Origin of the sequence: Consotaella aegiceratis (assembly GCF_036541425.1) — a bacterium.
In the GTDB taxonomy this organism is placed as follows: domain Bacteria; phylum Pseudomonadota; class Alphaproteobacteria; order Rhizobiales; family Rhizobiaceae; genus Consotaella; species Consotaella aegiceratis.
Map to the genome: position 1 here is coordinate 37,683 of NZ_JAZHFT010000004.1, position 16,355 is coordinate 54,037.

Consider the following 16,355-nt stretch of genomic DNA (forward strand, 5'->3'; position numbering starts at 1 on the left):
CGGCGAGCTTCGCGAGACCTGGGCGATCATGTCTACTCGCTGTAGAAGGTGCGATCCATGAGCAGTGAAAACAAGATATCTCTGAGCTATCGCGACGCCGGGGTCGACATCGATGCCGGCAACGAGCTGGTGCGCCGAATCAAGCCGTTGGTGCGAGCCACCGCTCGGCCCGGCGCCGACAGCGAGATCGGCGGCTTCGGCGGACTGTTCGATCTCAAGGCGGCCGGCTTTTCCGATCCGCTGCTGGTGGCGGCCAACGACGGCGTCGGCACCAAGCTGAAGATCGCCATCGACGCCGGCCTGCACGATACGATCGGCATCGATCTTGTCGCCATGTGCGTCAACGATCTCGTGGTCCAGGGTGCCGAGCCGCTGTTCTTCCTCGACTATTTCGCCACCGGGAAGCTCGACGTCGCGCAAGGCGAAGCCATCGTCAAAGGTATCGCCGAGGGCTGCAGACAGGCCGGCTGCGCGCTGATCGGCGGAGAAACGGCCGAAATGCCGGGCCTTTATGACGAAGGCGACTACGATCTCGCGGGCTTCGCCGTCGGCGCCGTCGAGCGCGATCGCCTGCTGCCCAAGAAGGACATCCATTCGGGCGACGTGATCCTCGGGCTCACCTCGTCGGGGGTCCACTCGAACGGCTATTCGCTGGTGCGCCGCATCGTCAAAAGGGCCGGCGCTCGTTATGGCGAGGCCGCGCCGTTCGCCCCGGACAAGACGCTGGCCGAAGCGCTGCTCGCCCCCACTCGCATCTACGTCAAGCCGCTCATCTCGGCGCTGCGACAGTCCGATGGGATCAAGGCGATGGCACACATCACCGGCGGCGGCATCGTGGAAAATTTCCCGCGGGTGCTGCCGGAGACCATGCGCGCCGACATCGACCTTTTCGCCGTCAGGCTGCCCGAGGTCTTCTGCTGGTTCATCCACGAGGGCGGCGTCGAGGAAGCCGAGATGCTCAGAACCTTCAACTGCGGCATCGGCATGGTCGTGATCGTTTCGGAGGCTGAGGCGGCCACTGTCGGCGCCATCCTGCAGAGCGAGGGCGAGCATGTGGTTCCGCTCGGCAGAGTGCGGCCACGACGCGACGCAGCCGTCACGTTCAACGGCGAGTTCAGCGTGCGATGAGCCGCTCCGCGAAACATCGCAAGCGCGTCGCCATTCTGATCTCCGGTCGCGGATCCAACATGAACGCGCTGATCGCCGCGGCCATGGATCCGGCCTATCCGGGCCAGATCGTCGCCGCGATCTCCAACCGGCCGCAGGCGCCGGGTCTTGCCACGGCGGAGCGCTATGCCGTTACCGCCGTCGCCGTCGACCAGCGCGACTTCACTGACCGCCTCGACCACGAACAGGCGCTTGTTCAGGAACTCGACCGCTTTGCGCCGGACATCGTCTGCCTTGCCGGCTATATGCGCCTGCTGTCGGAATCTTTCGTGCGGCGCTATCGCGGCCGCCTGATCAACATCCATCCGTCGCTGTTGCCGCTGTTTCCCGGCCTCGATACGCACGAGCGGGTGCTTGCCGCCGGCATGCGGGTGCACGGCTGCACCGTCCACTTCGTCACCGAGCGGATGGACGAGGGTCCGATCATCGCGCAGGCCGCCATCGGCATCGAAACCGGTGACACGGCAGAAAGCCTCGCGGAGCGCCTGCTGCGCGCCGAGCACCGTCTTTACCCGCATGCCCTGAAGATGGTCCTCGACGGCGATGTACGCCTGTCCGGCGACCGCGCCATCTTCCGGCAGGGGCCCGAGGGAACCAACCAACAGAACGCGGCCACCCTGCCGCTGCCGGACGGCGGCAAGATGCTGATCTCGCCGGACCCGCGCCGCGACTGAGTTCAGGCTGCGGCGGCCCGGACCCTGCGCAGCCACACACGGCTGTCGTGGAAGGCCGCGCCGCCATAAGGCGCCGCCGGATCGGCGCCGGTCAGCGTGTTGATCCCCTCCCCGCCCTCGAAGGCGGAGTTCGGCCACAGCCCTTCATGGATGAGCACGCCCGGCTTGACGGCCGCCGAGATTCTTGCCGGCAGCCGCACCTCGCCGCGCTCGTTGCCGATCTCGACGACATCGCCCTCTCCGACACCCGCTACGGCGGCATCCTGCGGATGGATCAGAAGCTCCGGCCGCTTTTCGCGCGAGCGCGAGCCCGACGTTTCCGAAAAACTGGAATTCAGAAAATGGCGCGCCGGCGAGGTCGCCAGCTTGAACGGATGCTCGGCATCCGGCGCTTCGGTCAGCTCGACATGATCCGGCAGGTCCGGCAGGCGATGATACGGGCCTTGCGGTCCCATCGAATCCGGCGGCCGGTTCGGCGCCGGACTGCCCAGCCAGTCCGGCCGGAACCGGTACTTCCCGTCGGGCCAGCCGAAGCCGTTCAGGAAATGCGCCGCCTCGAAATCTGGCTGGCAATCGAGCCAGCGCCCGGCCTGGAGTTCCTCGAAGCTGCCGAGCCCGCTGGCGCGAAGCATGCGATCGATCAGCTGGCGCTCGGTCATGCCGAAGCCCGGCTGATGCGACACCCCCAGCCGCTTGGCCAGTTCTTCGACAACGAAATGGTTCGAGCGCACCGTGTCCGGCGGCTCGATCAGCTTGGGTCCGAGCCCGATATGGTTCTGCGCCCCGCCCCGGTAGATATCGTCGTGCTCCAGGAACATCGTCGCGGGCAGCACGAGGTCGGCCATCTGCGCGGTGTCGGTCATGAACTGCTCGTGGACGCAGACGAAGAGATCGTCGCGCGCAAAGCCGCGGCGAACCCGACGCTGGTCCGGGACGACGTTCATCGGGTTGGTGTTCTGGATCAGCATCGCCGTCACTGGCGGCCCGCCATAGAGCGCATCCGCATCGCCGCAGAGAACGGCCCCGAGGCGGCATTGGTCGAGGCTGCGGACCGACGGGTCCTTCAGCGCCTTGCCGGTGATTTCGCTCTTGTCGAGCGTGAAGATGTCGGAATTCGTATGGATCGCGCCGCCGCCGCGATGCTGCCAATGGCCATAGACGGCCGGCACGGACAGCACCGCATGCATCGCTGCCGCGCCGTTGCGTTGGCGCGTGAACCCGTAGCCGATGCGGAAGAAGCTCGCCGGCGTGCGGCCGAGCAACGTCGCGAACGCTTCGATCTGGTCGGTCGTCAGGCCGGTGATGGCAGCCGCCCATTCCGGCGTGCGGGTCGCCAGGTGGCTCTCCAGCGCACCCGGCGCATCGGTATAGCGCTCCAGATAGGCCCGATCCGCCGTGCCGTCCCTGAAGGCGATGTGCATCAGCGCGCAGGCCAGCGCCGCATCGGTTCCGGGCAGCAATTTCAGAGCGAGGTCCGCCTGCTGCATGGTCGCGTTGTCGTAGATGTCGATGGCGACGATCTTGGCGCCGCGCTCCTTGCGGGCGCGCACCGCATGGGTCATCACATTGACCTGGGTCGCGACCGCATTGGTGCCCCAGATGACGACGCAGTCGGATTCGTCGATCTCACGCGGATCGACGCCGGCCATCCGTCCGGCTCCGGCGAACCAGCCGGTCCAGGCCATGTTCGTACAGATGGAATCGAACTGGTTGGAATAGCGCTTGGCATGACGCAGGCGATGAATGCCGTCGCGCTGCACCTGCCCCATCGTGCCGGCATACTGGAACGGCCAGACCGCTTCCGGTCCATGCTCCATTTCAGCCTGGAGGAACTTTTCGGCCACGAGGTCCAGCGCGTCGTCCCAGCCGATCTCGCGCCAGGCCCCGCCGCCCTTTTCGCCGGTCCGCTGCAGCGGCCGAAGCAGCCGGTCGGGATGATGGATACGCTCGGCATAACGGGCCACCTTGGCGCAGACGACACCCGCCGTATAGGTGTTGGCCTCGGCGCCTCGCACCCGCCCGATGGTGCGCCCGTCGACCACTTCGACGTCGAGCGCGCAGGCCGATGGACAGTCGTGCGGACAGGTGCTGTGACCGATGGCGTGAGAAAGCGGCTTGTTCATGCCGGAAAGGCATACAGCAATCGCGCCGTTCCGTCCCGGTCCATTTCCGCCGCTCGGCGAAGCTGCTTCGGATGGCGTCAGGCAGCCTGGCCGTGCTTTATCCGAAGCAGCGTCAAAGCCGCCTCGATATCCATTGGCCTGCCCAGCCCATACCCTTGGCCATAGGGCACGCCGAGCAAGCGAAGCGTCGCCAGTTCGGCTTCCGTTTCAATACCTTCCGCCACGATCTTGCAGCCCGTTTCTTCGGCGAAGAACACCAGCGCGGAGGCCAGTGCGCGGCGGGCGGCATCGGTATCGATGGACCGGGTGAGGCTGATATCCAGCTTGATCTTGTCGGGCTTCAGCTGAAGGATGTGCTGCAGGCTCGAAAATCCGGCGCCGGCGTCGTCGATCGCGAGCCGCATTCCGGCCTTGCGCAGCGGCCGCAACATCTCGTCGAACGCCTGGTAATCGCTCACTGATGCATGCTCGGTGATCTCCAGCATGACACGTCGGAAATCGAGCGAAAGCGACTGAAACAGCTTTGTCAATTCGCCGCAGACCACCGTGTCCGGCGACGCGTTCACCGATACATAGACGGTCTCCGGCAAGCGGCGCAGGCTGGCCAGCGCCTTTTCGATCGCCGCAAGCTCCAGATCAGGGCCAAGACCCACGGTGAAGGCTTCGGCAAACCATTTGTCGGGCGTTCGATAGGTTTCGGTCGCAAACCGCGACAACGCCTCGAACCCTCGAACCGTCCGCTCGTGCAGGTTCCAGATCGGCTGATAGACGATGTCGAGGCCCTGCCCGGCCAACACTGCGCGAACGCGCTGCTCCGCATCGGCCTGCTGTTGCTGGACGGCGATGCCGTTGGCGATCTGCGTTCCCGCCAGATCGGCGAACACTCGCATGACCTGCAGATCGCGCAGGTTGAGGGAATGATTGGGCTGGCGGCTCAAGCAGCAAAACATGCCGATCGAACTGCCGTCGGGCGCGCGCACGGGAACGCTGATATGCGCCCCGATGGGAACGGCGGCGGTGATCGGCAGGGATCGCGCGAGCGCGTAGTCGCCTGTGGCCGTCATCAGTTCGGGCAGACGCCCTTCCAGGATGTGACGGCAATAGACATCGTCAAGGGAATGGACATCGCCAGGCTTGATGAGATCGGAAAGGCCCGGGGCGTCGACCACGCGAAAAGTCGTCTGATTGCCGCGGAATTCGGAGAGGTAGGCGACTTCCATCCCGAGATGACCGCGGATCGCCTTCAGGGCACGCTGCACTTCTTCGGGGGCTTCCAGCTTCTCGTGGATGAAGTGAAGCATTATCCGCCTCTGGACTGGGATCGAAATATTGAAGATAGCCTTCCTAGTTTACCTATTGGTTTACTCGTCATATCAAAATATCGGCGCAACTAGAGCGGTTTCCGATATCCAAGGATGCCGATCGACAATTCTTGCCATTTCCGGGAATATTTTAGTCCCTTCGCCGATCCACCGCAGCGGAAGCCGCCTATTGGTGGCTTGAGCCGACCCTTCTGCCCTTTCCGCGCCGGCACCGAAAAAATTCGATAGCTTTCCGATATATCGATCTTGAAAAAGCTCGCCGAGTTTGCGATATGTCGATCATTCCGATATATCGAAGAAAGGACTAAAACATGTTTGGTAATCGGCAAAGACACTTTTCCCGACGCGATCGCGCGGCTTGGTCCGGCGGATGCAAGGAGGGGCGCGGCTCCTTCGGAGGCTCCGAAAACGAGCGCTGGCTGGAGGGTTTCGATGAAGAATCCGGCTCGCGTCGCGATGATTTCGAGCGTATGCGGGACCGGAATGAAGGGATGCAGCGGATGTTCGACGATGAACGGGGCCCGCGGGGCCGGCGCGCTCGCGCCATGCGGGACAAGTTCGAGCGGGGCTTCGGCCGAGACATCGGCGGACGGGGCCGCGCGCTCGCCCAGGGCGATCTGCGCTGGCTGACGCTCGACCTGATCGCCGAACAGCCGCGCCATGGCTACGAGATCATCAAGGCCATCGAAGAGGCTTTCGGCGGCCACTACAGCCCTAGCCCGGGCGTGATCTACCCCACTCTGACGCTGCTCGAGGAAACCGGCCTGATCGCCGGCGAAACGCAGGGCGCCAAGAAGCTCTACAGTCTCACCGACGAGGGCCGCGCCGAACTCGACGCGCATGCCGAGGAGGTCAAGGCCGTCCGCGAGCGTCTGGACCAAGCCCGCTCCCGTTTCGGGCGGGCGCCGGCACCGGAGGTCATGCGCGCTATGCAAAACCTGCGCGCCGCCCTGCAGGTCCGACTGTCGAAGGGCAACCTGTCGCCAGAAGCGGTGCAGGCCGTCACCGCGGCGCTCGACCGGGCGGCGGGAGAGATCGAGCGAAGCTGACGAGACAATTGACCACAACCTGCCGGCTATTGGTAAGGGAAGCTTCTCGTCGCTATATGTGGCCTTCGGCGCGTTGTCGCCGGAGGCCAATTTTATATTTTATATGAAGAGTTGCGACGCCGCCTCTCCTTTTCGCTGGGGTATGACGGAGCAGTTCGAATTTTTGCCAAAGGATTCGATCCATGGGTGCTCAGTCGGACGCGGGGTCCTCCTCGGAGATTCGACCGGCAGAGGCCGCGCCCCGTCGCGAGAGCGGTGCTGAGCCCCCCCGCGCAGCCGAAACCGCCGATGCCAAGGCGCCTCGCAAGGGACGGCGTTGGGTTCTGATGTTCGGGCTGCCGCTGCTGCTGGTGATCGTCGGTGGCTATTTCTATGTAACCGGCGGCCGCTTCATCAACACCGAGGACGCCTACGTCCAGCAGGACCGTGTAACGGTGATGCCGCAGATCAGTGGCCAGATCGTCAAAGTCGGCGTGCGCGAGAACGAATTCGCCGAACAAGGCAGCCTGCTGTTCGCGATCGATCGATCGACCTTTCAGAACGCCGTGGAGCAGGACGAGGCCGCCGTCGCGTCGGCTCGCCTGGACGTCGAAAAGATGAAGTCGGCCTATCGGCAGGCCGAGGCGCAGCGCGAGACTGCCCAGCAGGCGCTGGATATCGCGCTGGCTCAGCAGAAGCGGCAGGCGGACCTCGCCAAGCGCGGCATCGTCAGCCAGTCGGCGCTCGACCAGGCCAATCTGACGCAGCAGCAGGATCAAGGCGCCTTGAGTTCCGCCGAACAGGCGCTGGCCAGCGCCAAGGCGGCGCTCGCCGGCAATCCCGATATTCCCACTGATCAGCACCCCGAAGTGATGGCGGCGCTCGCGGAACTGCACGCGGCCCAGATCGATCTCGATCGCACCAGGGTGTATGCGCCCGCCGACGGCATCGTCAGTCAGACCGACCGGCTCCAGGTCGGGCAGTATGTGACGCCCTCGACTTCCGTCCTCAGTCTCGTCGAAACGGAGACCAGTTGGGTGGAAGCCAACTACAAGGAGACCGACCTGACCCACATGCGGCCGGGCCAGTCCGTCGACGTCTCCTTCGACGCCTACCCGGATTCCGACCTGAAAGGCGTCGTCGACAGTATCGGCGCCGGCACCGGATCGGAGTTTTCGCTGATTCCGGCGCAGAACGCGACCGGCAACTGGGTCAAGGTCGTGCAGCGTGTTCCCGTACGGATTCGGCTGGAGGACGAGGCCGGAGATACGCCGCCGCTGCGCATCGGCATGAGCGCCAGCGTGACGGTCGACACCGGCCACGCCCGCGGGCTGCCGAATGTGGTGACCGGTGCGCTGGCCGCCCTCGGAATCGGCGAACCCGAAAGCTACGCTGCGGTCGGCCCAGGCGACGCAACCGTCGGAGCCGCCGCTCGATGAGCGCCATCGCCGGCAGCGCCGAGACGGTGCCTGACGACACCATGGTCCCGCACAAGGCCCTCATCACGATCTGCATCATGCTGGCGACCGTGATGCAGGTTCTCGATACAACCATCGCCAACGTCGCCCTGCCTTCCATGCAGGGCTCGCTGGGCGCCGCGCAGGACCAGATCAACTGGGTTCTGACGTCCTATATCGTCGCGGCGGCCATCATGACGCCTGTCACCGGCTGGCTGTCGGCGCGAATTGGATTGCGCCAGCTGTTCATTCTCTCGGTGGTCGGTTTCGTGGTGACGTCCATGCTGTGCGGCATCGCCACCAGCCTGGACGAGATGATCCTCTTCCGCATTTTCCAGGGTCTGTTCGGCGCCGCGCTGGCGCCCCTGTCGCAGACGGTGCTGCTCGACATCAACCCCAAGGAGAAGCACGGACAGGCCATGGCCATATGGGGCGCCGGCATCATGGTCGGGCCGATCATCGGTCCGACGCTCGGCGGCTGGCTGACGGAGACCTTCAACTGGCGCTACGTCTTCTTCGTCAATCTGCCGGTGGGCGTGCTGGCCTTTGCCGGCATGGTGCTGTTCCTGCCGAAAACTCCGGCCAAGCCGCGCGGCTTCGACTTCTTCGGCTTTGCCATGCTGTCGCTTGCCATCGGCGCGCTGCAAATGATGCTCGACCGGGGACAGGAGCAGGACTGGTTCCAGTCCACCGAGATCTGGATCGAGCTCGGCTTGGCGATCAGCGGCTTCTGGGTATTCGCCATCCATATCTTCACGGCCAAGGCGCCGTTCATCGACCCGCACATCTTCCGCGACACCAACTTCGTCACGGCCCTGGTGCTGATCTTCATGCTCGGTGCGATCCTGCTGGCGGGACTCGCTCTTTTGCCGCCGCTGCTGCAGAACATCCTCGGCTATCCGGTGATCACCACAGGCGTCGTGCTGGCGCCGCGCGGCGTCGGCACGATGGCTTCGATGGTTCTCGTGGGCCGGCTTGTCGGCAAGGTCGACGTCCGGCTTTTGATCTTCACCGGGCTCGGTCTGACCGCCTATTCGCTCTACATGATGACCGGCTTCACCATCATGATGAGCGACATGCCCATCATCCTGAGCGGCGTCGTCCAGGGCCTCGGCCTCGGGCTGGTATTCGTGCCGCTGTCGACGCTCGCCTTCGCCACCCTGGCGCCGGAGGAACGCACCGAGGCCGCCGCACTCTTCAGCCTGCTGCGCAACATCGGCTCCAGCGTCGGCATCTCGATCGTTTCCACGGAACTCCTGTGGAACGTGGCGATCAACCGGACCGAGATGGTGTCCAAGCTCACGGCCGCCAATCCCAACCTCGACATCATGGCGCAGATCGGCCTCGATCAGACGACGGCGCTTTCGACGCTGGTGTCGCAGGTCGTCAGCCAGGCGACGATGATCGCCTATGTGGACGACTTCAAGCTGATGATGCTGGTGACGCTGGCCATCATCCCGTTGCTGCTCTTCATGCGTAAGCCGAAGAAGGCGGGGGGCCAGGGCCCCAGCGTAGCGATGGACTGAGACCGGCGGAAGCGAGCCGGCCGGCAAACGACTTCGGGACTCGCTGTCGCCCGCCGGCCTTGTTGTCGCGGTCGTGCTACCGATGGATCGGACCTTCCGGGCGGTACGTGTCCATCACGTCATCGAGCCGGTCGTTGGTAATCGTCGGATTGACCGCTTGCAGGCAAGGAAGCAGCATCGCCTTGTTGGAGCGCTGTCGCAGACCCGACGGATTCTTGCCCGGGTCGGGCTGCACCGGCATGAAGCAGTCGATGAAAACGGATTCCGGAACACCCAGATCGGCGGCGATCTTGTCGGTCGGCCGGTTGGGGTCTTGATCGGCACGCGCTGGCAGCGCGCCGGCCCAGAAGATCAGCACGATCGCGAGAACGCTCCTCAGGGCTCTGTCGGAACCGAATTGGTTGTATGACGCTACCATCTCGCGCGTTTATCACAATGTTATCCAAGGTGCATCGATTTTCGCTTCGCCCGACCGTTAAACGAATGCCTATCCGTTAACACCTGCAACCAGGCGCAATCTCGGTCAGCCTCGTCACCCCGCAGCCACCTTGTGGTCAGGGCCGGACCAGCAGCGGTCCGACCCTTCACGAGCATGCCGGGCCGAGCGCCGGCTACACCGCGGCCGTGTATCTCGCGAGTTCCTCCGTGGTCAGCGCCGGATAGTCGGTATAGCCCTTCTCGGCTCCGCCATAGAACGTTGCCTCGTCCCAAGCGGCGAACGGCGCGCCGAGTTCAAGGCGGGTGGGCAGATCGGGGTTTGAAATGAAGGGCCGGCCGAAGCAGACGAGGTCCGTCAGATCCTTGTCGACCCGTTCGATGGCGAGATCCCGCGTATAGTTGTTGTTGCCCATATAGAGGCCCGAGAACCGGCTCTTCAGAGTCCACGGCTTGAACTTGGCCGGATCGCGTTCGCCGCGCGTCGCGCCTTCTATGACGTGGAGATAGACAAGGCCGCGCTTCGACAGTTCATCCGTATAGGCGGTGAAGACGGCGGCGGGATTGCTGTCGGCGATATCGTTGGCGGGGCTTACGGGCGAGATCCGGATGCCTGTCCGCTCCGCTCCCCAGACGCCGGTGACGGCATCGACCACCTGTAAAGGAAAGCGCATTCGGTTCTCGATCGAACCGCCGAACTCGTCGTCGCGCTTGTTGGTCTTGTCGCAGAGAAACTGGTTGAGCAGATAGCCGTTGGCCGAATGGACCTCGACGCCGTCGAAGCCGGCCGCCTTGGCGTTCTCCGACGCCTTGACGTAGTCCTCGATCACCCGCGGCAACTCGCTCGCGTCAAGCGCGCGCGGCGTCGGAATGTCCTTCATGCCCTCGTTGGTGAAGGCCTGGGCGTTCGGCTTGATCGCCGACGGTGCCACCGGCAGGATGCCGCCGGGCTGCAGGTCGGGATGGGAAATGCGCCCGACATGCCAGAGCTGCAGGAAGATCTTGCCGCCTTCCTCGTGCACCGCGTCGGTGACCGGCTTCCAGCCCTCGACCTGGGCCTGTGAATAGATGCCCGGGGTCCACGCATACCCCCGCGCCTCGGGCGAGATGTTCGTCGCTTCGGCGATGATCAGGCCGGCGCCGGCACGCTGGCGGTAATATTCGACATGCATCGCCTTCGTCACGCCGTCGTCGGTGGCGCGGCTGCGGGTCAGCGGCGCCATGGCGATCCGGTTCGACAGACGGTTCGGCCCAAGGTCGATCGGCTCGAAAAGCTTCGAGGAGGTCATCGCAGCGTCCTTTCAAACGGTCGGAAGATGCGCGGGACCATGCCCGCGCTGGAAGACTGTCGCCAGACAGATAGAAATCGTTCGCGCGCCCGACAACGGTCTGAGACGATCCGCAGCATTCGACCGAGTGCCCGGCCGCTTGCATTTCGCGCCGAGCCGGGCCAATCGGTCGCCTTTCCAAGGGCATCGCGCCCATGGCGAACCTCTCGGACCATCGGAACGCCGCCTTGAACTATCGCCACGCCTTCCACGCCGGCAGCTTCGCCGATGTCGTCAAGCACGCGCTGCTGGTCCGTCTGGCGCTCTATCTGCAGCGCAAGGACAAGCCCTTCCGGGTTTTCGACACGCATGCCGGGATCGGCCTCTACGACCTCGCCGGCGACGAGGCGGTGCGGGGCGGCGAACACCGGGAGGGGATCGAGCGGCTGCTCGCTTCGCCGGCCGCCGATACGCCACTGCTCGCCGACTATGTCGGGCTGGTGCGGCAGATTCGTTCGGACCATGGCGCGTCCGCCTATCCCGGTTCCCCGCTGCTCCTGCGCAGGCTTCTGCGTCGCCAGGACCGGCTTTCGGCCTACGAACTGCATCCTCGGGATGCCGAGACCCTCGCCTCGCTGTTTCGTGGCGACATTCAGGTCAAAACGTTCCATCTCGACGGCTGGCTGGCGCTCGGGGCGCATCTGCCTCCCAAGGAGCGCCGCGGCCTGGTGCTCATCGATCCACCCTTCGAGCAGGCCGACGAGATCGAGCGCGCCGTGGCCGGGCTTGCCAAGGCCTACCGGCGGTGGCCGGGCGGCACCTATGCGCTGTGGTATCCGATCAAGCGGCGCACCGAGCGCGAACGCCTGCATGCGCTGCTGAGGGAGACCGGCATCGCGAACATCCTGGCGGCAGAATTTCAGCGGGAGCCCTTCGGCGACGAGATCCGGATGACCGGCAGCGGCCTCGTCGTCGTTAACCCGCCCTACACGTTCTCGCAGGAGGCTGGCGAAATCATACAGGTCCTGGGCTCCGTCCTCGGTCGGACGTCGGCGGCAGACGGTCGGATTGTTGCGATCGCCGCCGAGCAGCCCTAGGTTTCCTGCCGACAATCGATTCGCGGCCGGCCGGCTGCAGGTTCGGGAAGGATCTTCAAAAATGCGCAAGGTGCTCGCCGCTCTCGCCGTCGCTGCCGCGATGACGGCACCGGTTTCAACGGTCCAGGCCGCAGACATGATGGCAGCCCCCCCGCCGATGATCGCCGACAGCGTCTGTTTCGACACCGACGTCCTGGGCGATGTCGAAAGCCAGTTCGAATACGGTGCGCCGCGGATGCTGCGGGCGGATCTCTCGATCGTCGAGTTCAGCAATCTGCAGGAGCGCGGCTTTTTGCCGCGAAACGAGGAGCGGCTGGTCGAGCGGCACTATTGCCAGGGCACGGTGCTGATCTCCGACGGGCAATATCGCACCGTCTACTACGTGGTCGAGGATCCGATGGGTTTCGCCTCGATGGGCCGCCGGGCCGAGGGCTGCGTCCTCGGGCTCGATGCTTGGCACGTCTACGGCGCCGGCTGCCAATCGCTGCGCCGGTTCTGACCCGCTCGACCGAAAAGGGGCGCCCGATGCGGCTCTATTATTCAACGCCGTCGCCTTTCTCCTCGAAAGTGCGCATGGTCGCGCGCCAATGCGGCGTCGAACTCGATTGCGTTGTCGTCGACACCAGCCAGAACCCCGAGGAGCTGCTCGAGGCCAATCCGTTGGGCAAGATCCCGGCCCTGCGCCTGGACGACGGCCGCACGGTCTACGACAGCCGCGTCATCTGCGAATATCTCGACCGCACGAGCGGTACCGGACTGTATCCGCAGGAGCCCGACGCCTGGCTCTGGACGAAGACCTTCGAGGCGACGGTCGACGGCATTCTCGATGCCATGATCCTCTGCGGCTACGAGGCGCGCTATCGGCCGGAAGAAAAATGGCACCAGCCATGGGTCGACCGGCAATGGGGCAAGGCGATGCGGGGTCTCGCGACGATCGAGGCTTCGATCGACCGTCTGCCACCGGAACTCGGCATCTGCCAGTTCGCGGTGGCATCCATGCTGGGATCGCTGCGTCTGCGCTTTGCCGGACGGTGGGAGGACGCCTGCCCCAAGCTTGCCGCATGGGGCGAGGACTTCTGCCGGCGCTATCCCGATTTTGCCGAGATGATGCCGCGCGTCTGAGCCGCGCGTGGCAGGACCGAACCGCCGATCGACGACGCGGCGGCAAGGCATGCGGCACGGCCAGCCCACGCTCGTGGGACGGATCGCTCGACAGGATCGCGCGGAATTGCCTGCCGGGCCGGCGGCGTCAGAACTTCAGCGCGACGCCGGCGCGGATCGAGTGCTCGTCGAAGCCGCTGGAAACCGTAGTTCCGCCGAGGGTGTAGTCCTGATCGTCGAAATCGGAGTACCGATATTCCAGGCGAGACGTGACCTTGTCCGTCAGGTTGGCCTCGACGCCGCCGCCGACCGTGTAGCCGACATGCGTCTGGTCGTCTTCGTCGCCGCCGAGCGACATCTCCTTGTTGGCCACGGCAACACCGCCCGTGGCGAACACCATGAACGGATCGAAGGCGTAGCCGGCGCGCGCCCGCAGCGAGCCGAAGACGTTCGACCCCATTTCGATCGCGCTGTCCGCAGCGCTATTGAAGCCGCCGGCATCGAAGCCGGCATAGCCGATATCGCCTTCGACGCCGTAGACCAGCGACCCAGCCTGCCAATTATAGCCGGTATAGACGCCGCCGACGAAACCCTCGCCGTCGAAGTCTGCGCCGCCCGACTGGTCGACATCGGAGAAATTATAGCCGACGAAAGCTCCGGCGTACGGCCCGGTCCAAACCTGGATCGGCGCAGCCCCGATCATCGGAGCCGGCGCGGGGGCCTCATCCAGCACGACGTCAGCCGCAAACGCCGTCGAGCCCGAGAGGGTGAAGAAGGCGGCTGCAGTCGATAAAGCGCGCAACGCTCTCATCATCAATCTCCTGCTCGGCCCCGTGTCGGCTTGGCGAACCTAGACCGAGCACCCTTTCTTCAGCCCTAAATATATACCTCGAATGCTCGCTCGGAACCCCCGGCAACAGTCGATCGCGCGCAAGACGAGCGGAGTCTTGGACTTTTCGAGCCGTCTGTTGCGAGCCAGGCACAAGCACTGCCGACGGCCCCGAACTGCGGACGACAACGCCATCGACCTTCCGCCTCGGGCACCAAAGCTCCTATATGAGGCGATGAATCGCGGCGAAAGCGACATGACGATAGATAGAGACAGCAGCATCGATCCCGAGATGAACCAGGACGAGGCCTCGGCCGTGGACGAGGCGACGTCGGACGCCGATACGTCCGCGTTGGCGGCTGTCGAATGGAGCGATGCCGGCACCGACGCGACCGAGACCTTGACCGGCGCCGACCTGATCGCCGTCCTAGTCAAGCGCCTGCCCAACGCGCCAGGCGTCTATCGCATGTTCGGCAAGGACCAGGCGGTCCTCTACGTCGGCAAGGCCAAGTCGCTGAAGAAGCGCGTCACCAGCTATGCCCGGATCGGCGGCCAGACCAACCGCATCGCGCGAATGATCCGCGAGACGCGGCAGATGGAGTTCGTGACCACCCGCACCGAGATCGAGGCGCTGCTGCTCGAGGCCAATCTGATCAAGCGCCTGCGGCCTCGCTTCAACGTGTTGCTCAGGGACGACAAGTCGTTTCCCTACATCGCCGTCAGCGACGATCACGAGGCGCCCGCCATCATGAAGCACCGGGGCGCCCGCTCCTCGGGTGGCAGCTATTTCGGCCCGTTCGCTTCGGCCGGCGCGGTGGAGCGGACGATCAGCGCGCTGCAGCGCGCCTTTCTGATCCGCACCTGCACCGATTCCGTCTACGCCACGCGCACCCGTCCCTGCCTGCTGCATCAGATCAAGCGCTGCGCGGCGCCCTGCACCGGGGAGATTTCTCTGGAGGACTACGGGCGGCTCGTCGACGAGGCAAAGAGCTTCCTGTCCGGCCGCAGCGGCCAGGTGAAGCAGGCGATGGCCTCGGCGATGGACGAGGCCTCCCAGACGCTCGATTTCGAGCGGGCCGCGGTCTTTCGCGATCGCCTGGCCGCCCTCTCGCTCATCCAGAGCCATCAGGGCATCAATCCTCAAGGCGTCGAGGAGGCGGACGTCGTGGCCATCCATCAGGAGGGTGGCCTGACCTGCATCCAGGTGTTCTTCTTCCGCACCGGGCAGAACTGGGGCAACCGAGCCTATTTCCCCAAGGCCGACGCGTCGCTGGAGGGGGCGGAAGTGCTGGGGGCGTTCCTGTCCCAGTTCTACGACGGCAAGCCGGTGCCGCGGCTGATTCTCGCCTCGACCGAGATGGAGGATCAGGCCCTTCTGGCCGATGCGCTGTCGATCAAGGCGCAGCGCCGGGTACAGATCGCCGTTCCCGCGCGTGGCGAGAAGAAGGATCTGGTCGACCACGCACTCGCCAACGCCCGCGAGGCGCTCGGCAGGCGGCTCGCCGAGACGTCGTCGCAGAAACGGCTTCTGGAAGGCTTGGCCACCACCTTCTCGCTGCCCGCGACGCCGCGCCGAATCGAGGTCTACGACAACTCGCACATCATGGGCACCAATGCCGTCGGCGCGATGATCGTCGCCGGTGGCGAAGGCTTCGCCAAGGCGCACTATCGCAAGTTCAACATCCGCTCGACCGACATCACGCCCGGCGACGATTTCGGCATGATGCGCGAGGTGCTCACCCGGCGTTTCTCGCGACTGATCAAGGAAAAAGGCGAAGCGCCCCTGCCCGTCGCCGACGACCAGAGCGATGCCGAGACGGAGATGCCGGACTGGCCCGACCTGTTGTTGATCGACGGCGGCAAGGGCCAGGTCGCGGCGGTGCGCGCGGTGATCGAGGACCTCGGCGTCGTCGACCGCGTCGTCATCATCGGCGTGGCCAAGGGGCCGGACCGCGATGCGGGACGCGAGCGCTTCGTGATGGCCGAGCGCGAGCCCTTCTCGCTGCCCCCGCGCGATCCCGTGCTCTATTTCGTCCAGCGCCTGCGCGACGAGGCCCATCGCTTCGCCATCGGCTCGCACCGAGCCCGGCGGAAAAAGGAGATGCTGAAGAATCCGCTCGACGAAATCGCCGGGATCGGCCCGGCGCGCAAACGCGCGCTCTTGCGCCATTTCGGTACGGCCAAGGCCGTGGCACGCGCGGGCGTCTCGGATCTTCGAAAGGTCGATGGGATCTCCGAGGCGACGGCGAAAATCGTTTACGAACATTTCAATTCGGCCGGCGCGCGCTGACCTCTTGTCACGTCGGCATGAGGAGCCCCGGGATCGAG

General features: G+C 64.9%; 14 protein-coding genes. 9 read left to right on the plus strand and 5 right to left on the minus strand.

Annotated elements, in window-relative coordinates:
* Positions 1-57: 57 nt before the first annotated feature.
* Positions 58-1,128 carry a phosphoribosylformylglycinamidine cyclo-ligase gene (gene purM / locus SMD10_RS04670; protein ID WP_331684494.1) on the plus strand — a complete coding sequence of 357 codons (1,071 nt, stop codon included), beginning with the start codon at positions 58-60 and terminating at the stop codon, positions 1,126-1,128.
* Positions 1,125-1,841: a phosphoribosylglycinamide formyltransferase gene (gene purN, locus SMD10_RS04675; protein ID WP_331684495.1), complete on the plus strand. Its 717-nt coding sequence runs from the start codon at positions 1,125-1,127 to the stop codon at positions 1,839-1,841. Before purM ends, purN begins: the two co-directional genes overlap by 4 nt.
* A 2-nt stretch (positions 1,842-1,843) precedes the next feature.
* On the opposite strand, the gene SMD10_RS04680 is transcribed toward purN, so the two are convergent.
* Together SMD10_RS04680 and SMD10_RS04685 are read right to left on the minus strand one after the other, a co-directional pair.
* Positions 1,844-3,964: a molybdopterin-containing oxidoreductase family protein gene (locus SMD10_RS04680; protein WP_331684496.1), complete on the minus strand. Its 2,121-nt coding sequence runs from the start codon at positions 3,962-3,964 to the stop codon at positions 1,844-1,846.
* 77 nt (positions 3,965-4,041) lie between these two features.
* Positions 4,042-5,265, minus strand: a complete 1,224-nt coding sequence (locus SMD10_RS04685) for a sensor domain-containing phosphodiesterase (protein WP_331684497.1) — start codon at positions 5,263-5,265, stop codon at positions 4,042-4,044.
* 521 nt (positions 5,266-5,786) lie between these two features.
* Here SMD10_RS04685 and SMD10_RS04690 point away from each other — a divergent pair.
* The 3 genes from SMD10_RS04690 (at position 5,787) to SMD10_RS04700 (ending at position 9,297) form a co-directional block, all read left to right on the plus strand.
* The gene (locus SMD10_RS04690) at positions 5,787-6,335 is read left to right on the plus strand and encodes a PadR family transcriptional regulator (RefSeq protein WP_331684498.1); all 549 of its coding nucleotides are present in this window, start codon (positions 5,787-5,789) and stop codon (positions 6,333-6,335) included.
* 182 nt (positions 6,336-6,517) lie between these two features.
* Positions 6,518-7,753 carry an HlyD family secretion protein gene (locus tag SMD10_RS04695; RefSeq protein WP_331684499.1) on the plus strand — a complete coding sequence of 412 codons (1,236 nt, stop codon included), beginning with the start codon at positions 6,518-6,520 and terminating at the stop codon, positions 7,751-7,753.
* A complete protein-coding gene (locus SMD10_RS04700; RefSeq protein ID WP_331684500.1) occupies positions 7,750-9,297 on the plus strand; it encodes a DHA2 family efflux MFS transporter permease subunit in 1,548 nt (515 codons plus the stop codon). The genes SMD10_RS04695 and SMD10_RS04700 overlap by 4 nt, the downstream gene beginning before the upstream one ends.
* Positions 9,298-9,373: 76 nt before the next feature.
* Here SMD10_RS04700 and SMD10_RS04705 read toward each other — a convergent pair whose 3' ends face one another.
* Positions 9,374-9,655: a hypothetical protein gene (locus SMD10_RS04705; RefSeq protein ID WP_331684501.1), complete on the minus strand. Its 282-nt coding sequence runs from the start codon at positions 9,653-9,655 to the stop codon at positions 9,374-9,376.
* Between the two features lie 253 nt (positions 9,656-9,908).
* The gene (locus SMD10_RS04710) at positions 9,909-11,021 is read right to left on the minus strand and encodes an alkene reductase (protein WP_331684502.1); all 1,113 of its coding nucleotides are present in this window, start codon (positions 11,019-11,021) and stop codon (positions 9,909-9,911) included.
* Positions 11,022-11,215: 194 nt separating this feature from the next.
* Here SMD10_RS04710 and SMD10_RS04715 point away from each other — a divergent pair, with 194 nt between their 5' ends.
* From SMD10_RS04715 to SMD10_RS04725, 3 genes are all read left to right on the plus strand, one after another.
* Entirely contained in the window at positions 11,216-12,097 is an 882-nt protein-coding gene (locus tag SMD10_RS04715; RefSeq protein ID WP_331684503.1) for a 23S rRNA (adenine(2030)-N(6))-methyltransferase RlmJ, read from the plus strand.
* A gap of 61 nt (positions 12,098-12,158) precedes the next feature.
* The gene (locus tag SMD10_RS04720; RefSeq protein ID WP_331684504.1) at positions 12,159-12,596 is read left to right on the plus strand and encodes a hypothetical protein; all 438 of its coding nucleotides are present in this window, start codon (positions 12,159-12,161) and stop codon (positions 12,594-12,596) included.
* Between the two features lie 26 nt (positions 12,597-12,622).
* Positions 12,623-13,219, plus strand: coding sequence for a glutathione S-transferase family protein (locus SMD10_RS04725; RefSeq protein ID WP_331684505.1), 597 nt, complete (start codon positions 12,623-12,625; stop codon positions 13,217-13,219).
* Between the two features lie 127 nt (positions 13,220-13,346).
* Here the strand turns inward: SMD10_RS04725 and SMD10_RS04730 are convergent, their stop codons facing one another.
* The gene (locus SMD10_RS04730) at positions 13,347-14,009 is read right to left on the minus strand and encodes an outer membrane protein (RefSeq protein WP_331684506.1); all 663 of its coding nucleotides are present in this window, start codon (positions 14,007-14,009) and stop codon (positions 13,347-13,349) included.
* Positions 14,010-14,283: 274 nt separating this feature from the next.
* On the opposite strand from SMD10_RS04730, the gene uvrC reads away from it, so the two are divergent.
* Positions 14,284-16,317: an excinuclease ABC subunit UvrC gene (gene uvrC / locus SMD10_RS04735; protein ID WP_432757186.1), complete on the plus strand. Its 2,034-nt coding sequence runs from the start codon at positions 14,284-14,286 to the stop codon at positions 16,315-16,317.
* Positions 16,318-16,355 lie beyond the last annotated feature (38 nt).